Here is a 17,730-nt window from a genome sequence, read left to right on the forward strand (position 1 = left end):
GTAGTGCATGAGCGGTGAGCCGAGCCTCGTTTCCGAAGCGGAAAGCACCACCGTTCCTCCTGCTCCGCCGCCCATGCCGGGGTGGAAGGTGCCGCTCTACATCGCGGCGTCCGTGATGTTCTTCCTGACGCAGGGCCTGGGGCTCAACCTCGCCTTTGCCAATCTCACCCAGATCCAGGGCACCATTGCCGCAACGACGACGGAATCGGCATGGCTTTCGGCCGCCTACATGGCCCCGAACGTCAGTCTTGCCATCGCGCTGGTCAAGATCCGGCTGCAGTATGGCGTCCGCAATTTCGCCGAGGTCAGCATCCTCGGTTTTGTCGTCGCCTCGCTGCTCAACCTCTTCGTTTCCGACCTGCATTCGGCAATCGTCGTCCGCTTTTTGAGCGGTATCGCCGGTGCGCCGCTTTCGACGCTTGGTTTCCTCTACATGCTGGAAGCCTTCGAGCCGGCCAAGAAGATGACCGTCGGCGTCAGCCTGGCGATGACGAACACGCTGCTAGCTGCCCCCATCACCCGCCTCGTATCGCCTTCGCTGCTCGATTATGGCGAGTGGCGCGGCCTCTATACGCTGGAAATGGCACTGGCGCTGCTGGTCATGCCGATCATCTATCTCCTGCCTCTGACGCCGCCACCGCGCGTTAAGGTCATCGTTCTCGGCGATATCTTCAGCTATTCGCTTGTCGCCATAGGATTCGGCTGTCTGGCGGTTATTCTGTCGGTGGGGCGCCTCTATTGGTGGCTGGAAGTGCCCTGGCTCGGCGTTGTGCTGGCGATCGGCATAGCATCCCTGACGCTTGCCATCGTCGTTGACCTGCGCCGCTCGACGCCGCTCATCGACGTTCGCTGGCTGCTGCGTCCCGAAATCCTGCACCTGACCGCAATCCTGCTGATCTTCCGCCTGATCGCGGCCGAGCAGACCTCGGTCATCATGACCTTCTATCAGAACGCCGTCGGCCTTCTCTATGATCAGCTTTCCATGCTGTATTGGATCATTCTGGCCTTCTCGGTGATCGGTGGGCTCATCTGTACGGTCTTCATGGTGTATGGGTTCAGCTGGCAGATCCAGTTCGCCGCGCTCATCCTGATGGGAGTAGGGGCCCTCATGGACTCACAGGTGACGAACCTCACCCGACCGGAGCAGATGTATCTCAGCCAGGCGATGATGGCGGCCGGCGCGGCACTCTTCCTGCCGCCATCCATGTCGCAAGGTTTCAAGGCGGCGCTGAGCAAGGGACCGCCCTATCTCGTGACCTTCTTCGTCGTCTTCACCTTCACGCAGAGTATCGGCGGTCTCATCGGCTCGGCCTTCTATGGCACGCTGATCATCATTCGCGAGAAATTCCATTCCGCCGTCTTGACCGAGCGGGTGCTTTTGACCGATCCGCATGTGGCCGAGCGCGTCAGCCAGCTTTCATCGTCCTATGGCAAGGTCATCGGCGATAGCGCTCTTCTGAAGGGAGAGGGGTTGGCACTGCTTGGCGCGCAGGTGAGCCGCGAGGCGAACATGCTCGCCTATGGCGACGCATTCTTCGTCGCCGCCGTCATCGCCTTCCTGTCGCTTGCCGGTCTTTCGCTGCACGTATTGTTTCGCTTCGTCAGAGCTCGGCTTGCTGAAGATCAGCCTCAAGCCGTAGCCCCCAACCCATGAGGATATGAAATAGCTCCATGTCGAGGCTCGTTCGCTCCCCAATCGAAGTCATCGCCGTTCTCGCCGGCATCGGCGGCGTCATGCTTGTGCTTTATGCCTGGCATCTGCCGCCGTTCAAGAGTTCCGTCGAGACCACTGACGATGCCTATGTCAAAGGCTACGTCACGACCATCAGCCCGCAGGTCAGCGGCTACATTACCGCTGTGCCGATCAAGGACTACAAGCTCGTCAAGCAGGGCGATGTGCTCGCCCAGATCGACGATCGCATCTATCGGCAGAAGGTGGCGCAGGCGAACGCGACATTGGCTGGTCAGAAGGCCGCTCTTGCCAATTCCCAGCAGCAGGAACAGGCGGCCAAGGCCGGCATCGTCTCCAGCCAGGCGCAGATCGATAGCGCCAACGCCGCGCTGAAGCGCGCCCAACTGGCTGCTGATCGCGTGACGACGCTGGTCGCCAGGGGCGTATCGACGACAAGCGATTCCGAACAGGCGCAGGCGACGCTGCAGCAGGCACAAGCATCGGTCAATCAGGCCAAGGCCGCCCTCGACGTATCGCAGCAGAACCTGACGACGATCATCGTCAATCGCGCCTCGCTCGAGGCAGGCGTCAGCGGCGCGGAGGCAGCCGTGCAGCTTGCCAACATCGATCTTCAGAACGCAACGATCGTCGCGCCTCAGGACGGCCGCGTCGGGGAGGTCGGTGTGCGCCTCGGCCAATATGTGACGGCCGGAACGCAGCTGATGGGGCTTGTGCCGAAGGACATCTGGGTAATCGCCAATTTCAAGGAAACCCAGCTTGACGGCATGAAACTCGACCAGCCGGTCACCATCTCCGTCGATGCGCTCGGGCACCGGCAGATCAAGGGCCGTATCCAGCGTTTCTCGCCGGCGGCAGGCTCCGAGTTCGCCGTCATCAAGCCGGACAACGCCACCGGCAATTTCACCAAGGTCGCCCAGCGCATCGGCGTCCGCGTGAAGATCGAGGATGGCCAACCCCTGACCGACGAATTGGCTCCAGGCATGTCCGTGGTCGTTTCGGTCGACAAGGATTCCACGCCGTTGCCGGAGCCTTCCGCCAACGATTGATAGGGCGGGAATCGCGTGTCGGATGACAAACAAAAAGCCCGGATCGTTGATCCGGGCTTTTGCATATCCAGCAATGGGCTGGAAATTATGCGTCGTCGTCTTCAGCGTTGCCGTCGGCTTCCGGATCGAAGAAGTCTTCCGGACGCAGGGCGTCTTCGTCGATGCCGTAGATGGCGTCGGCGGAGGTGAGGGTCTCACCCTTGGACTGACGCTCGGCTTCTTCGGCGGAACGGGCAATGTTGAGTTCGATCGTGATTTCGACTTCGGCGTGAAGGCCGATCGTAACATCGTGCAGGCCAATGGCCTTGATCGGCGTGTTCAGGTGAACCTGGCTACGGCCGATGCTGAAGCCTTCAGCAGCGAGGATTTCAACGACGTCACGGGCAGCGACCGAGCCGTAGAGCTGGCCGGTTTCGCCAGCCGAGCGAACGACGATGAAGGACTTGCCGGCGAGAACGTCGGCGACCTTCTGGGCTTCGCTCTTGCGCTCCAGGTTACGGGCTTCGAGCGTTGCGCGTTCAGATTCGAAACGAGCCTTGTTGGCAGCGTTGGCGCGCAGCGCCTTGCCGAGCGGCAGCAGGTAGTTGCGAGCAAAGCCGTCGCGAACCTTTACGGTTTCGCCCATCTGGCCGAGCTTGGAGATGCGTTCGAGAAGAATGACTTCCATTTTCTTGTTCCTTTCTATGTCAGATTTTCGTGTCTGTTGGTTTGGGTGTGTCTGCATCCTTGTTCGGGGTCAGCGATATCGCCTTGCGGGTATCGTAGAGGCCGAGAACAAGGATGATGAAGAGCGGTAGCGTCAGGAAGAACGAGACCAGATAGAAGAGGACAAGCACGGGTATGCGCCAGTCCTTGCCGCGCGTCCGGTAGTGCAGCGACGCAAAGCCGGAAACGATGAAACCCGCGCCGAAGGCGCCGAGGACGGCGGCTGCGATCAGGCCGATCACGCCGCCGAAGAACATGGCGACGATCGCCACGAGAAAGACGAAGATCGCATTGCGATTCATGCGCAGCGACGAGGGAATATCCTCGCGCGGGCGCAGATTGTGCTTCGAGGCCGTGACGATGCGGATCGCCACATAATAGGCAGCCAGCAGCATCATGACCCAGATCATGCCCCAGACCATGGGAATGGCGTAAAGCATCAGGAACTTGGTCTTGTCGATCGCCGCCGCATCGAGCTGCAGTGCCGGCTGCTGTTGGTTTACGGCCTTGACATAAAGGTCGATCACCTGGCCGACGAGATCGGCATTGTAGCCCATGATCGCGCCAACGATGATGATCATGGCCGCGGCAAGGCCACACAGATGCAGCATGATGTCGGAGAGCGGATACCAGGCCATCAGATGGTCAGGGCCGCCGAGTTCGGAAGCCGGGCGCGCCAGATTGGCGAGATGGCTGAGCCATGCCGGGATCAGTGTCAACAGAACCGTAAAGAGCCCGAAATACAGAGACTGCCAGACGGCGCCGACGAGACCCGCCACCACGACGGCGACAATGACCGCAGCGTTACCCCAGCCAAGACCGACGATCAGGATGGGAAGAGCGGAAAGCGCGCCGAAAAGGATAAAAAGCAAAGGCTGAGTGGTCGCGCCATACACGAGTAAGGCGACGGTCAGACCGGCGAGCACGCCGATGCCAAGCTCTTTTGCGTTCAACTTTTTCACGTCGCTGTCCTGCTTCGTATGAGCAGTTAGAGGATGCTTCCGAAATTCTGTTCTGGAAGCCGTCCCCAACATGGGGTTTCAATGTTCCGATCCGCGCCCATCGCGAAAGGGAGAAGGGAAGGCATGACTGCCTTCCCTCGATTTCATGCAGCGTCGGCTTGAATTAAGCGACGACGTAAGGCAGCAGGCCGAGGAAACGGGCGCGCTTGATCGCCTGGGCGAGTTCGCGCTGCTTCTTCTGGGAAACGGCCGTGATGCGGGAAGGAACGATCTTGCCGCGCTCGGAAATGTAGCGCTGCAGGAGACGAACGTCCTTGTAGTCGATGCGCGGCGCATTGGCGCCCGAGAACGGGCAGGTCTTGCGGCGGCGATGGAACGGACGGCGGACCGGTGCGGAGGAAACTTCAGACATTGTTCAAAATCTCCTTATACGCGGTCTTCGCGCGGACGGCGCGGACGGTCTTCGCGGTCACCACGATCCGGGCGAGGACCACGGTCACGATCGCCGAAGCTGCGCTCCGGGCGGTCGCCATCGCGGCGCGGACGGTCGTCACGGTCGCGCTTCTGCATCATGGCAGACGGGCCGTCTTCGTGCTTTTCAACAGCGATCGTCATGTAACGCAGGACGTCTTCGCTGATGCGCATCTGACGTTCCATTTCCTGGATCGCAGCGGCCGGAGCATCAATGTCCAGCAGGGCATAATGAGCCTTGCGGTTCTTCTTGATGCGGTAGGTAAGGGACTTGAGGCCCCAGTTTTCGATACGCCCGACTTTACCGCCGTTAGCTTCGATAACACCCTTGTACTGTTCTACGAGGGCGTCGACCTGCTGAGCGGAAATATCCTGTCGAGCAAGGAATACATGTTCATAAAGAGCCATGGATAGCTTTGCCTTTCTTGCGTTGATCTGACCCGGGCTCTAGCGGCTAAGCCTCAACGACTGCTCCTGAGAGGGATAACCCCAAGCAAGAAAAGCGTTTCCGAGACGGTCGAGAGCGGAGACACGGGAGGCTGGAACGCTTCCGTTCCGACGATTTTCCTTGCGAAAAACCGGCCCTCCGTTCAGCCACCAGCCAGAAGACCGGGTTGCGAACAGGGCGGCTTATACGGATTTTTGCGCGAAAGGCAAGGGGACTGGCGAAATTCAATGAAAACCCGCATTGAGGTCTCATTATCAATTTCACCTACTTATTTGACAACAAGTCACCGCAACAGACCTCTCGGACATAGGTATTGCCGAACGTTAAAAAGGCGTCTTTCGCGACTTCATTCTTTGCTCTCAATATCTGGAGCAAAGAGCTTTCAATGCCATTGTCTCCCGTCGCCTTGACCGTAATCGCAAACCCACCATTCGTCGTCAGATGTACTGCCAAAGGAACTTTCGAACCCAAAACGAGCGATCGTGCAGTCGCCAAATCATCGACGCTCCTAATTTGAATATAGGTCTTCCCGAACTCTTTCTCTTCGAACTCGCGAACCCATACCCAAGCATGGTGCATATACCCGCGCTGCCCGGCGATCGATACCTGATACCAGTCACCGTCACTCGCTTTGATTTCGAGTGCGCTTCCGTTTGCAAAACTGGCAATTGTCTTTGAACTCGCGCTGGTGTCGGCCTTGAGTGGCGCAGTGCCTTTCGGGTGTTGAACAATTCCGTTTTGTGCCAAGGGAATTTGAAGAGTGGTGGAGGCCTCTTCGACGGTTTCTGGTTCCGCTTTTGGCTCATCCTCATCTGGTGTCGTCACGCTATACTGTTTCATCTCGCTTGCCGACAGGTAGCGCATGTCATCGGAATCATATTTCAGGGAAAGCTTTAACAGTCCGGGGTCGGCACCCATATCCGTCATGTAGGATATGACGTCGGCTGTTATCGCTTGGACCGCGGCGACGGCGTCTTCAACGCGCATACCCTTCGTATCGGCAAATGAGGTCTTATGGACACCGATCGATCCGGCGTCAGCAAAACGAACGACGCCACCAAGGAACGCCAAGGAGCAGGCTGACGAGCATTCTTGTACACGTACGGCAACCGTGGTCAAACCTAGTGACCGGATCATTCTTCCTAGTTCGAGTGCCTTTGAGACATTTCCGCCGGGGCTGTCGAAGGTGACGGAGTTCGCGCGGTACGATTTCACTGCCTTACCAAATTTGCTTAAATCATCGCCTGAATCGAACGAGCCCTTTACGAGGATATAACGCCTCCCGTCATCCGTCGTGAAGTGGGTGTAACTGAGACGAGCATTCGCATCGGCTGCGAAATAGGTCATGCCCAAAACAAATAGCCATGAAGCACAGCCGATTTGAAATGCTCTCACGACACTCACTCCTGCCTAAGGGAAACTATGAATTTCATAGGTTCCGAGTTTCCACAAGGTCTGCGTTCATCTTTGAGTGTCACTAATGTTTAGATTGCAGAGATTGGGCGCGCCTATGAGTTTACCCCGCCGTGCTGGCCGGGTAGCTGCGTGTAGCGGTGCAGAAGAGGACTTTTGAGAACAGGGCAAAAGCAACACCCGGTTCTCATTAATTTAGGTTCTGAATTGAGGGCCTTTGGCATGAATATGCTCTGCCAATTCATAACCGAGTAGAAGTGCTACTCGCGTCTGTATTCGCTATCGCATTGCGTGCCGCCCGCTCTCCCGTCATGATGCCGTATCAATAGAGGTGACACGACCATTCATGCGCATCTTTCTCGTCCGCCACGGCGAATCCCTCGGCAACATCGATGACCGCGCCTACCAACAGTTCGGCGATCACAATGTTCCGCTGACCGAATGGGGCTATCGCCAGGTGCTGGGGGCAGCGCAGGCGATTGCTGCCTATCTAAAGGGACTGCCGGCTGCCGAATTGCGCAAGCTGAGCGTCTGGTATTCGCCCTTCTTGAGAACGCGGCAGAGCAAGGATGCCTTGCTGGAGGTTTTGCCGGCCGAACTAATCGGAGACATCAGGCAAGACTACCTGCTGCGCGAGCAGGATTTCGGGCTCTTCACCGAAATCTACGACCACGCGGAACAAAGGCGAAAATTTCCCGACGAATTCGAGAAGTGGGCGCGGCTGCGCAACAACAACGGCAAGTTCTACGCGCGGCCGCCGGATGGGGAGAGCCGGGCGGATGTCGCCCAGCGTGTTCGTCTGTTTCTGCAAACCATCATGCACGACGCCGAAAACGGAAAGAACAACGTCATCATCGTCGGTCATGGGGTGACCAACCGCGCCTTCGAAATGAACTTCCTGCATCATCCGGTTGACTGGTTCGAGCGCTCGGACAATCCGGGCAATGCTGACGTTACATTGATCGAGGGAAGGCGTTCGGAGGATTATCGGTCCATCTTGCTGCACAAGTCTGTGGATCGTGTGAAAGGGCAGGAGGAGTTGCGCGAGGCCTATGGTTCCGAACTGACCATAGCACCAAAGGCCGGGAAATAGATCGCCCGCCTCGACACATTCCGCCTCTACCCAACTTTCATTTGCCAAGCGCTCCGCCCTGCGACGGAGCGCTTCAACACATTACATCGGCATCGGATATTTCCGGTGCACCTGCTCGATCTCGGTCAACACCTCTTCCGGCAGCGTCACGTACGCGGCGGCGATATCGGTTTCGAGCTGCGCCATGGTGGTGGCGCCGATGATGACCGAGGCCATGAAGGGCTTGGTGAGGCAGTAGGCAAGCGCCAGCTTGGAAGGATCGATACCGTATTTGGCTGCGATTTCCAGATAAGCCTTGACCGGCGGTTCCTGCAGAGGCTGCAGGCGCCCGCCGATATCAAGGTTGATCGAGCCGCGCGAGCCGGCCGGCCGGGCGCCGCCGACATATTTGCCGCTGAGGATACCGCCGGCGAGCGGCGAATAGGCCAGTAGCCCGACATCCTCGTGATGCGAAAGCTCGGCCAGGTCGAGATCGAAATGCCGGTAGAGCAGATTGTACTCGTTCTGCGTGGTGGCGACGCGCGGCAGGCCCTTCTGCTCGGAGATCGTCAGATATTTCTGGATGCCCCAGGTCGTTTCGTTCGACAGGCCGATAGCGCGGATCTTGCCGGCCTTCACCAGTTCGCCCATCGTCTCAAGAATATCGGTGATATTGGCGACGACCTTCTCGCGATCCTGGTTGAAGGGGTTGTAGCGCCAGTTCTGGCGGAAATGGAAATGGCCGCGGTTGGGCCAGTGAACCTGATAGAGGTCGATGTAATCGGTCTTCAGCCGCTTCAGGCTGCTGTCGATCGCAGCGCGGATATTGGCGGCATCGGCGCCCTGGCCGTTGCGCAGATAATCGCGGCCAGGCCCCGCGACCTTGGTGGCAAGCACGACATCCCGGCGCTTGCCGGTCTTTTCGAACCATGAGCCGATATATTCCTCGGTGCGGCCTTGCGTCTCCGGGCCGACGGGCGTCGTTGGGTACATTTCGGCGGTGTCGAAGAAATTGATGCCCTTATGGAGCGCATAATCCATCTGCTCGTGGGCTTCTGCTTCGCTGTTCTGCGTGCCCCAGGTCATCGTGCCCAGGCAAATCTGGGAAACTGAAATATCGGTGCGGCCTAAATTCTTATATTTCATGGGAAAACCTTGGGGGTAGGAGAAGCTGAAAATGAAGAGGGTCGCGCGAATTTAGGCGCGAACTGAGCGAGCGCAAGAAAAAAATCATTGCCTTTCGCAGGCGCAAAAGCCTGTGGCTGCGGGGCTTGCGCTATTGACTCCGCTGCAAACAATGTCATTGGGAAGCGAAACGACCCCTAAAAGGACGCTTTATAATGACAGTTGCTTTCACATTTCCCGGCCAGGGCAGCCAGGCCGTCGGCATGGGCAAGGATCTTGCCGACAATTTCGCCGAGGCGCGCGCCGTCTTCGAGGAAGTCGATGAAGCGCTCGGTGAAAAGCTCTCCGACGTCATCTTCAATGGTCCGGAAGACAAGTTGACGCTGACGGCCAATGCGCAGCCGGCGCTGATGGCTGTGTCGCTTGCCGTCATTCGTGTTCTGCAGGCCCGCGGCCTCGATCTGAAGAGCAAGGTCGCCTATGTCGCCGGCCATTCGCTCGGCGAATATTCGGCGCTCTGTGCTGCCGGTACTTTCTCGCTTGCCGACACCGCGCGGCTGCTGCGCATTCGCGGCAATGCCATGCAGGCGGCGGTTCCCGTCGGCGTTGGCGCCATGGCCGCGATCATCGGGCTCGAACATGCCGATGTCGTCGCCGTCTGCGAGGAAGCATCCGGCCTCGGCGCCTGTCAGATCGCCAATGACAATGGCGGCGGCCAGATCGTCATTTCCGGCGAGAAGGCTCCCGTCGAGAAGGCGGCCGAGCTTGCGACCGCGAAGGGTGCCAAGCGCGCCATCCTGCTACCGGTCTCTGCGCCCTTCCATTCCGTGCTGATGGCGCCGGCTGCCGAAGCGATGCGCGAAGCGCTCGCCGGCGTCGCCAAGGCCAATCCGGTCGTGCCCGTGATTGCCAATGTCAGGGCTGCTCCGGTGACGGATGCGGATGAGATCGCCAGGCTGCTCGTCGAGCAGGTCACCGGCCAGGTGCGCTGGCGCGAGACTGTTGAGTGGTTTGCTGCTAACAATGTGACAACATTGTATGAAATCGGCGCCGGCAAGGTGCTGACTGGCCTGGCTCGCCGTATCGACAAATCGGTCAATGGCATCGCCGTCAACAATGCTGCGGATATCGACACCGTGCTTGGCGCATTGCTCGGCTGACAGAATTCAAGGAACGAGGGACAAACATGCTTGATTTGACCGGCCGCAAGGCCCTGGTAACCGGTTCATCCGGCGGCATCGGCGAAGAGATCGCCCGGCTCCTGCACAAGCAGGGCGCCATTGTCGGCCTGCACGGCACACGCGTCGAAAAGCTGGAGGCACTGGCGTCCGAACTCGGCGATCGCGTCAAGATCTTCCCGGCCAACCTGTCGGATCGCGACGAAGTCAAGGCGCTCGGCGCCAAGGCTGAAGAGGAGCTCGGCGGCGTCGATATTCTCGTCAACAATGCCGGCATCACCAAGGACGGCCTGTTCGTGCGTATGAGCGACGACGATTGGGATGCCGTGTTGGAAGTCAACCTCACGGCTGTCTTCCGCCTCACGCGCGAGCTGACCCATCCGATGATGCGTCGCCGCTATGGCCGCATCATCAACATCACGTCGGTCGTCGGCGTCACCGGCAATCCGGGTCAGGCGAACTACTGCGCCTCCAAGGCCGGCATGATCGGCTTCACCAAGTCTCTGGCGCAGGAAATTGCCACCCGCAACGTCACGGTAAACTGCGTTGCTCCCGGCTTCATCGAGAGCGCCATGACCGGCAAGCTGAACGATAAGCAGAAGGAAGCCATCATGGGCGCCATTCCCATGAAGCGCATGGGCACCGGTGCGGAGGTCGCTTCGGCGGTCGCCTATCTTGCTTCCTCGGAAGCAAGCTACGTCACGGGCCAGACGATCCATGTCAACGGCGGCATGGCAATGATCTAAAGGGAATTGCTATTGGAGGGAACTTTCCCTCCAATAGCATGTTGAGCAACCCGGAGCCGGCTATTTTCTGGCTTTGCGACGGACTTAAACCGTGTTAAGCGGGCCATGACTGTGAACAGTCGTCCCGAAAATGCAGACGGACGGCGCCGCGCTCAAGGCGGCTCGACCGGATCTCAGTGCCGGGTTGAACGGGTTTGCCAGCGGCGTCAAGACAGATGCTGCAGGCTTGAATTAGGTAGGGATGTCACAGGGCATTCTGATCAGGACATAAGGTCGAGGAAACCGACATGAGCGATATCGCAGAACGCGTAAAGAAAATTGTTGTTGATCATCTTGGCGTTGACGCCGACAAGGTCGTTGAAGGCGCAAGCTTCATCGACGATCTGGGTGCGGACTCGCTCGACACTGTCGAACTGGTCATGGCCTTCGAAGAAGAATTCGGCGTTGAAATCCCCGATGATGCTGCTGACTCGATCCTGACGGTCGGCGACGCGGTAAAGTTCATTGAGAAGGCCCAGGCCTAATCCTTTGTGCTTTTTGAACGGGCGGGCTGAAGAGTCCGCCCTATTTCGTCCGGCAATGTCGGGCGAGCAATATTTATACGCATATCATCATAAGAAGACGGGGGTCTGCGGGCGATGAGACGTGTCGTTATCACGGGTACCGGCATGGTATCACCTTTGGGCTGTGGCACGGAGGTGTCCTGGTCACGCTTGATCGCCGGGCACAACGGCGCACGCCTCGTGACCGAATTCGAAGTCGAAGATCTTCCCGCCAAGATCGCATGCCGCATTCCGGTAGGCGACGGCACCGACGGCACCTTCAATGCTGACGATTGGATGGAGCCGAAGGAACAGCGCAAGGTCGATACCTTCATCATCTACGGCATGGCTGCCGCCGATATGGCGCTTGCCGATGCTGGCTGGCATCCGGCCACCGACGAGGACCAGATCGCGACCGGCGTCATGATCGGCTCCGGTATCGGCGGTCTCGAAGGCATCGTTGAAGCCGGCTACACGCTGCGCGACAAGGGCCCGCGCCGTATCTCGCCCTTCTTCATCCCCGGACGCCTCATCAATCTCGTTTCCGGCCAGGTCTCCATTCGCCACAAGCTGCGCGGCCCGAACCATGCCGTTGTCACCGCATGCTCGACCGGCGCGCACGCCATCGGCGATGCTGCCCGCCTGATCATGCTCGGCGATGCCGATGTCATGGTGGCCGGCGGCGCGGAAGCTCCGGTCTGCCGTATCTCGCTTGCCGGCTTTGCCGCCTGCAAGGCGCTGTCGACGGAATACAATAACGACCCGCAAAAGGCGTCACGCCCCTATGATCGCGATCGTGACGGCTTCGTCATGGGTGAGGGTGCCGGCATTGTCGTTCTGGAAGAGCTGGAACATGCCAAGGCGCGTGGCGCCAAGATCTACGCCGAAGTTGTGGGCTACGGCCTTTCTGGCGACGCCTATCATATCACCGCTCCGTCGTCCGACGGCGAGGGCGCGTACCGCTGCATGATGTCGGCCCTGAAGCGCGCGGGCCTGACCCCGGCGGATGTCGACTACATCAACGCTCATGGTACTTCGACCATGGCAGACACGATCGAGCTCGGCGCCGTCGAGCGGCTGGTTGGCAATGCAGCATCGAAGATCTCGATGTCATCGACGAAATCGGCGACGGGTCATCTGCTCGGCGCTGCCGGTGCGATCGAGGCGATCTTCGCCACGCTCGCCATTCGCGACAACATTGCACCGCCGACGCTCAACCTCGACAATCCGGAACGGGAGACCGCAATCGATCTCGTTCCGCACAAGGCCCGCAAGCGGGAAGTCAACGTTGCGCTGTCGAATTCCTTCGGGTTCGGCGGCACGAATGCGTCGCTTGTCCTGCGCCGTTATGAGGCTTAATAACAGCGCGTAACTGCAACAGCGGGAGTGTTACTCGGCAAGCCTGCGTGCCGTTCTCGAAGGTTACCGTGTTTCAGTGCATCCTCAAGATGCGTCGCGGTCATGTTCGATCGGTGTAAGTCGGAGCCTGACAAGGCCCCGACTTATCTTCTGAACCTGTTTTTTGCCGCATTGCTTGGCCAAAGAGCAGGCAATTAAAAAAGGAAGGGATTGCCGGTGAGCGATACGAACCAGAGCAACGGAACTCCGAACGGGCAGAAGGGGCCGATCATCCCTAAATCGGCGAATGAAGCCCTGCGCCCGGAGCGTGTTCCGGATCCGCCGAAGCGTTCCCGCAAAGCCCGCAGCCAGATGGTGATCTTCCTGAACTTCTTGATGACGCTGGTGGTTTTCGTCGTCATCGCAGCGGTTGCCGGCACCTATTATGCATTCTCGATCTACCGAAGCCCTGGCCCTCTGACGACGAACACAAATTTCATCGTGCGCAATGGCGCCGGGTTGAACGAAATCGCCAACCGACTGGAATCCAACAACATCATTACGGACCAGCGCATTTTCCGCTGGCTGACGGCCACCTATCTGCATGATGGCGAAACCCTGCGGACCGGTGAATACGAGATCAAGGCCGGCGCTTCGATGAAGGACATCATGGAGCTGCTGAAATCGGGCAAATCCATCCTTTATTCCGTGACCCTGCCGGAAGGGCTGACCGTTCGACAGATCTTCAACAAGCTGCAGGCTGATCCGGTGCTGGAAGGCGATTTGCCGTCGGCCTTGCCGACGGAAGGCAGCCTGAGGCCCGATACCTACAAGTTTACGCGCGGCACCAAGCGCACGGAGATCGTCGAGCAGATGGCCGCCGCGCAGGAAAAGCTGGTGGATCAGATCTGGCAAAAGCGTGATTCCGGCGTGCAACTGGCCAACAAGCAGGACTTCGTTACCCTGGCTTCGATCGTCGAGAAGGAAACCGGCCTGGCGGATGAGCGTGCGCATGTCGCCTCCGTATTCCTGAACCGGCTTGGCAAGGGCATGCGCCTGCAATCCGATCCGACAATCATCTATGGTCTGTTTGGCGGCGAGGGGAAGCCTTCCGATCGCCCGATCTACCAGTCGGATCTGAAGAAAGAGACGCCTTACAACACCTACCTGATCAAGGGTCTGCCGCCGACGCCGATCGCAAATCCCGGCAGGGATGCGCTGGAAGCGGTCGCCAACCCCTGGAAGACGCAGGATCTCTATTTCGTGGCCGACGGCACAGGCGGTCACGTCTTTGCCGCGACGCTCGAAGAGCACAACGCTAACGTCAAGCGCTGGCGCAAGCTGGTCGCCGAGAAGGGCGAAGATCCGAGCGCCATCGCCGTCGATGGTCAGCCCGACGATTCCGCAACCGCTCCGGGCTCTGGCACTCAGCAGAAGAAGAAGACCAACTAATCCTTATTGCACCACGGCGTCGATGAGGCCCGTGGTGCGGTTTCACTTTACATTGGTCGTCAATCCAACGATTTTCGGTGGATTGGGGATGGGAATTTTCGGAGGCTTGCATGGCATTGCAGTCCATGACCGGTTTTGCCCGGCGTGAGGGAACGAGCGGTCGCGGTCGCTGGGCATGGGAATTGCGCTCGGTGAACGGCAAGGGGCTGGATGTCCGCCTGCGTCTGCCGCCCGGCCTTGAGCGGCTGGAGACGGAAGTCCGCAAGTCGATCTCCGATCGGTTTTCCCGTGGCAATCTCCAGGTCAGCCTGTCGCTGTCTGTCGAGGAAAGCCGCATTGAGGTTGTCGTGAACCAGGATGCGCTCGCAGCCGTGCTGGCGCTGCGCGATCAGCTCGCTGGTATCATCGATCCCGCGCCGTTGAGACTGGATAGCCTTATGGCGGTTCGAGGCCTTGTCGAGTTCAAGGAAGCCGAGGAAAGCGAAGAAACGCTTGCGGCGCGCGATGCGGATATCCTGAATGGCCTGACGGCGGCCGTGGCGGATCTCCACGAGATGCGAGGCCGAGAAGGGCAGGCACTTGGCAATATCCTGCTCGGCCATGTCGCCACAATCGAGGCTCTGACGGCAACGATCGAGCGCGACCCCTCCCGCTCGCCGCAGGAGATCGCCACGAGGCTGGCGGCTCAGGTTGCCATGCTTCTTGAGGGCTCATCCGGTCTCGACCGCGACCGGCTGCACGCCGAAGCCGCGCTGCTTGCCACCAAGGCCGATCTTCGCGAAGAGATCGACCGGCTTAAGGCCCATGTCGCGGCAGCTCGCGATCTTATTTCCAAAGGTGGACCGGTTGGCCGCAAGCTCGATTTTCTTGCACAGGAATTTAACCGGGAATCGAATACTATCTGTTCGAAGTCGAATGCCGCCGCAGTCACCACTGCCGGCATCGAACTGAAGGTAGTTATCGACCAGTTCCGCGAACAGGTTCAGAATCTGGAGTAGGCCATGAAGCCGGCGACATCAACATCCATCCCGATTGCCCGCCGGGGGCTGATGCTTGCGATTTCCTCGCCGTCCGGCGCGGGCAAGTCGACCATCGCGCGCACCTTGCTGGATAAAGACAAGCAAGTGAGCCTTTCGGTCAGCGTTACGACCCGGCAGCGCCGGCCGAGCGAAATCGAAGGGGTGCACTATCATTTCGTTTCGCAGCGCGAGTTCGAGCGTCTTCGTGATTCCGACTCTCTGCTCGAATGGGCGGAGGTGCATGGCAATTTCTATGGCACGCCACGCGAACCGGTTGAGACCGCGATGGCCGAAGGCCGCGACATGCTCTTCGACATCGACTGGCAGGGTGCCCAGCAGCTGCAGGAGAAGATGCCGGCGGATGTCGTCTCCATCTTCGTGCTGCCGCCGACCATGACCGAGCTGCAGTCACGCCTGCATCGTCGCGCCGAGGATTCCGAAGAGGTGATCGCCATGCGTCTCGCCAATTCCCGGGCCGAGATCGCCCACTGGCGCGAATATGACTACGTCATCGTCAATGACGACCTAAATGTTGCCTTCGACGCCGTACAGTCGATCGTCAAGGCCGAGCGCCTGCGCCGCGATCGCCGACACGGCATGTTTGATTTCGTCCGGGATTTGCTGGAAGAGACGCCGAAGCTCTGAGAGGCCGGCCGTCTGCTCTGATCAGAGGCAATTCGCCAATCGGCAGAACTCTTCGATGGAGAGCGTTTCAGCGCGCCGCTGGGGATCAATATCCGCTTTGAGCAGCAATGCCTCGCCGCCGATCGGCTTCAGGCTCTGGCGTAGCATCTTCCGGCGTTGGCCAAAGGCTGCCTGCGTCACCTTCTCAAGCTTGTCGACCGCGCAGGGAATGGGGTTTTCCCGCGGCGTCAGATGCACCACGGTCGAGGTGACTTTCGGCGGTGGCGTGAAAGCCTGTGGTGATATGTCGAAGGCCATGTGCGCCTGCGTGCGCCAGCCGCAGATCACGCCAAGCCGGCCGTAATGATCGTCATCTTCCTGCGCAACGATCCGCTGGCCGACTTCCTTCTGGAACATCAGGGTCAGCGATTGCCAGAAGGGCGGCCAGGAAGCCGGCAAGAGCCAATTGACGAGCAGCTGCGTGCCGACATTGTAGGGGAGGTTGGCGATGATCTTGACAGGGCTTGCCGGCACCATTGCCGCGAAGTCAGTCTTCAGGGCATCGCCCTCGATGACCTCGAGCCGCCCTGGGTAGTGATCGGCAATTTCCGCCAATGCCGGCAGGCAGCGCGCGTCGCGTTCGACGGCGATGACCTTGGCCGCACCCAGCGCTAGGATGGCGCGCGTCAGGCCGCCCGGTCCCGGTCCTACCTCGAAAACCGTAACGCCCTCAAGCGAACCGGCGTTACGGGCGACCTTCTGCGTCAGGTTCAGATCGAGAAGGAAATTCTGGCCAAGCGCCTTGCGTGCGTCGAGGCCGTGGCGCTGGATCACATCGCGGAGGGGAGGCAAACCATCAAGAGCGGCCATCAGCGGTTGCTTCCGGTCTTGCCGCTGATTTCGCTTGCCAGCTTGAGGGCGGCCACGAGACTGTCTTCCTTTGCAAGGCCCTTGCCGGCGATGCCAAAGGCCGTGCCGTGGTCAGGCGAGGTGCGGACGAATGGCAGCCCGAGCGTCACATTGACGGAATCGTCGAATCCCAATGCCTTGGCCGGGATCAGGGCCTGATCGTGGTACATGCAGATGGCGACATCGTATCGGCGTCGGGCTTCGTCATGGAACATCGTGTCGGCTGGCAAGGGGCCGAAGGCGTCGATCCCCTCACTGCGAAGGACGTCGATTGCCGGCCGGACGATCTCGTCGTCTTCCTTGCCAAGTGCGCCATTCTCTCCGGCATGTGGATTGAGGCCTGCAACCGCAAGGCGTGGCTTGGATATGCCGAAGCGGGTTCGCAGGTCATGCTCGGTGATCCGGCAGGTCTCCGCGATCAGATCGGCAGTCAGTGCCTGCGGTACATCCTTCAGCGGAATATGAATCGTAACCGGGATAGCGCGGAGCTTGGGACCGGCCAGAAGCATGACAGGCATGACCGGCCTGCCGGTCGCGCGCGTTGCCAGATCCGCCAGAAATTCCGTGTGGCCTGGGAAACCGAAGCCGGCATCATAGAGAACCGACTTGGCGATCGGGTTGGTGACGACGGCGGAGGTCTTGCCGCCCATGGTCAGGGAGACCGCCATTTCGATGGCAGCGATTGTTGCCTTCGCGGTGCCGACATGCGGCTCACCTGCAACGACGCTTACCCCAGCCTCGATCGGCAGGACCGGCAGGGCATCAGGGAAGACATCGCATGCGGTTGCGGGATCGGCCTCCTTCAGAGGCACTTCGAAGCCAAGCTGTAAGGCCCGTCCAGAGAGAACGTCCGCATCACCGAGAAACAGGAAAGGTGGCAGGCCGAGCTCGCCGCGGCGAAGCCAGGCGGCGAGCGTGATGTCAGGGCCTATACCCGCCGGATCCCCTTGCGTCAGCGCTAGGGGGATGGAAGAGCGCGAGGGCATG

At 59.5% G+C, this 17,730-nt stretch carries 18 protein-coding genes; 10 read left to right on the forward strand and 8 right to left on the reverse strand.

The window, feature by feature from the left end; genetic code table 11:
- The first annotated feature begins 7 nt into the window (after positions 1 to 7).
- Entirely contained in the window at positions 8 to 1,654 is a 1,647-nt protein-coding gene (locus ACQZ6F_RS14850) for an MFS transporter (protein ID WP_449093514.1), read from the forward strand.
- A 17-nt stretch (positions 1,655 to 1,671) separates the two neighbouring features.
- Complete coding sequence (locus ACQZ6F_RS14855; protein ID WP_077470008.1) at positions 1,672 to 2,739, forward strand: HlyD family secretion protein; 1,068 nt, start codon at positions 1,672 to 1,674, stop codon at positions 2,737 to 2,739.
- Positions 2,740 to 2,824: 85 nt separating this feature from the next.
- Here the strand turns inward: ACQZ6F_RS14855 and rplI are convergent, their stop codons facing one another.
- From rplI to ACQZ6F_RS14880, 5 genes are all read right to left on the reverse strand, one after another.
- Complete coding sequence (gene rplI / locus ACQZ6F_RS14860) at positions 2,825 to 3,406, reverse strand: 50S ribosomal protein L9 (protein ID WP_068385655.1); 582 nt, start codon at positions 3,404 to 3,406, stop codon at positions 2,825 to 2,827.
- Positions 3,407 to 3,425: 19 nt separating this feature from the next.
- The gene (locus ACQZ6F_RS14865) at positions 3,426 to 4,406 is read right to left on the reverse strand and encodes a DUF2232 domain-containing protein (protein ID WP_077470142.1); all 981 of its coding nucleotides are present in this window, start codon (positions 4,404 to 4,406) and stop codon (positions 3,426 to 3,428) included.
- A gap of 163 nt (positions 4,407 to 4,569) precedes the next feature.
- Entirely contained in the window at positions 4,570 to 4,818 is a 249-nt protein-coding gene (gene rpsR / locus ACQZ6F_RS14870; RefSeq protein WP_004122103.1) for a 30S ribosomal protein S18, read from the reverse strand.
- 14 nt (positions 4,819 to 4,832) lie between these two features.
- Positions 4,833 to 5,285, reverse strand: a complete 453-nt coding sequence (gene rpsF / locus ACQZ6F_RS14875; protein WP_077470009.1) for a 30S ribosomal protein S6 — start codon at positions 5,283 to 5,285, stop codon at positions 4,833 to 4,835.
- 304 nt (positions 5,286 to 5,589) lie between these two features.
- The gene (locus ACQZ6F_RS14880) at positions 5,590 to 6,720 is read right to left on the reverse strand and encodes an SH3 domain-containing protein (RefSeq protein ID WP_449093513.1); all 1,131 of its coding nucleotides are present in this window, start codon (positions 6,718 to 6,720) and stop codon (positions 5,590 to 5,592) included.
- Positions 6,721 to 7,084: 364 nt separating this feature from the next.
- Between ACQZ6F_RS14880 and ACQZ6F_RS14885 the strand changes: the two genes are divergently transcribed.
- A complete protein-coding gene (locus ACQZ6F_RS14885) occupies positions 7,085 to 7,831 on the forward strand; it encodes a histidine phosphatase family protein (RefSeq protein ID WP_449093512.1) in 747 nt (248 codons plus the stop codon).
- A gap of 81 nt (positions 7,832 to 7,912) precedes the next feature.
- Here ACQZ6F_RS14885 and ACQZ6F_RS14890 read toward each other — a convergent pair whose 3' ends face one another.
- Entirely contained in the window at positions 7,913 to 8,956 is a 1,044-nt protein-coding gene (locus ACQZ6F_RS14890; protein ID WP_077470012.1) for an aldo/keto reductase, read from the reverse strand.
- Between the two features lie 194 nt (positions 8,957 to 9,150).
- On the opposite strand from ACQZ6F_RS14890, the gene fabD reads away from it, so the two are divergent.
- From fabD to gmk, 7 genes are all read left to right on the forward strand, one after another.
- On the forward strand, positions 9,151 to 10,095 hold the full coding sequence (gene fabD / locus ACQZ6F_RS14895) for an ACP S-malonyltransferase (protein ID WP_449093511.1): 945 nt from the start codon (positions 9,151 to 9,153) through the stop codon (positions 10,093 to 10,095).
- Between the two features lie 26 nt (positions 10,096 to 10,121).
- Complete coding sequence (fabG, locus tag ACQZ6F_RS14900) at positions 10,122 to 10,859, forward strand: 3-oxoacyl-[acyl-carrier-protein] reductase (RefSeq protein ID WP_068385664.1); 738 nt, start codon at positions 10,122 to 10,124, stop codon at positions 10,857 to 10,859.
- A gap of 287 nt (positions 10,860 to 11,146) precedes the next feature.
- On the forward strand, positions 11,147 to 11,383 hold the full coding sequence (locus ACQZ6F_RS14905) for an acyl carrier protein (RefSeq protein WP_027675866.1): 237 nt from the start codon (positions 11,147 to 11,149) through the stop codon (positions 11,381 to 11,383).
- Positions 11,384 to 11,497: 114 nt separating this feature from the next.
- Positions 11,498 to 12,760, forward strand: a complete 1,263-nt coding sequence (gene fabF, locus ACQZ6F_RS14910; RefSeq protein ID WP_449093510.1) for a beta-ketoacyl-ACP synthase II — start codon at positions 11,498 to 11,500, stop codon at positions 12,758 to 12,760.
- A 216-nt stretch (positions 12,761 to 12,976) separates the two neighbouring features.
- Entirely contained in the window at positions 12,977 to 14,191 is a 1,215-nt protein-coding gene (gene mltG, locus ACQZ6F_RS14915; RefSeq protein ID WP_077470016.1) for an endolytic transglycosylase MltG, read from the forward strand.
- Between the two features lie 110 nt (positions 14,192 to 14,301).
- A complete protein-coding gene (locus ACQZ6F_RS14920) occupies positions 14,302 to 15,189 on the forward strand; it encodes a YicC/YloC family endoribonuclease (protein ID WP_077470017.1) in 888 nt (295 codons plus the stop codon).
- Between the two features lie 3 nt (positions 15,190 to 15,192).
- Positions 15,193 to 15,855, forward strand: a complete 663-nt coding sequence (gene gmk, locus ACQZ6F_RS14925) for a guanylate kinase (RefSeq protein ID WP_015339363.1) — start codon at positions 15,193 to 15,195, stop codon at positions 15,853 to 15,855.
- Between the two features lie 21 nt (positions 15,856 to 15,876).
- On the opposite strand, the gene rsmA is transcribed toward gmk, so the two are convergent.
- Together rsmA and pdxA are read right to left on the reverse strand one after the other, a co-directional pair.
- The gene (rsmA, locus tag ACQZ6F_RS14930; protein WP_449093509.1) at positions 15,877 to 16,704 is read right to left on the reverse strand and encodes a 16S rRNA (adenine(1518)-N(6)/adenine(1519)-N(6))-dimethyltransferase RsmA; all 828 of its coding nucleotides are present in this window, start codon (positions 16,702 to 16,704) and stop codon (positions 15,877 to 15,879) included.
- On the reverse strand, positions 16,704 to 17,729 hold the full coding sequence (pdxA, locus tag ACQZ6F_RS14935) for a 4-hydroxythreonine-4-phosphate dehydrogenase PdxA (protein WP_449093508.1): 1,026 nt from the start codon (positions 17,727 to 17,729) through the stop codon (positions 16,704 to 16,706). The genes rsmA and pdxA overlap by 1 nt, the downstream gene beginning before the upstream one ends.
- Position 17,730: the final 1 nt, after the last annotated feature.

It is taken from the genome of Rhizobium sp. A22-96 (assembly GCF_053521805.1).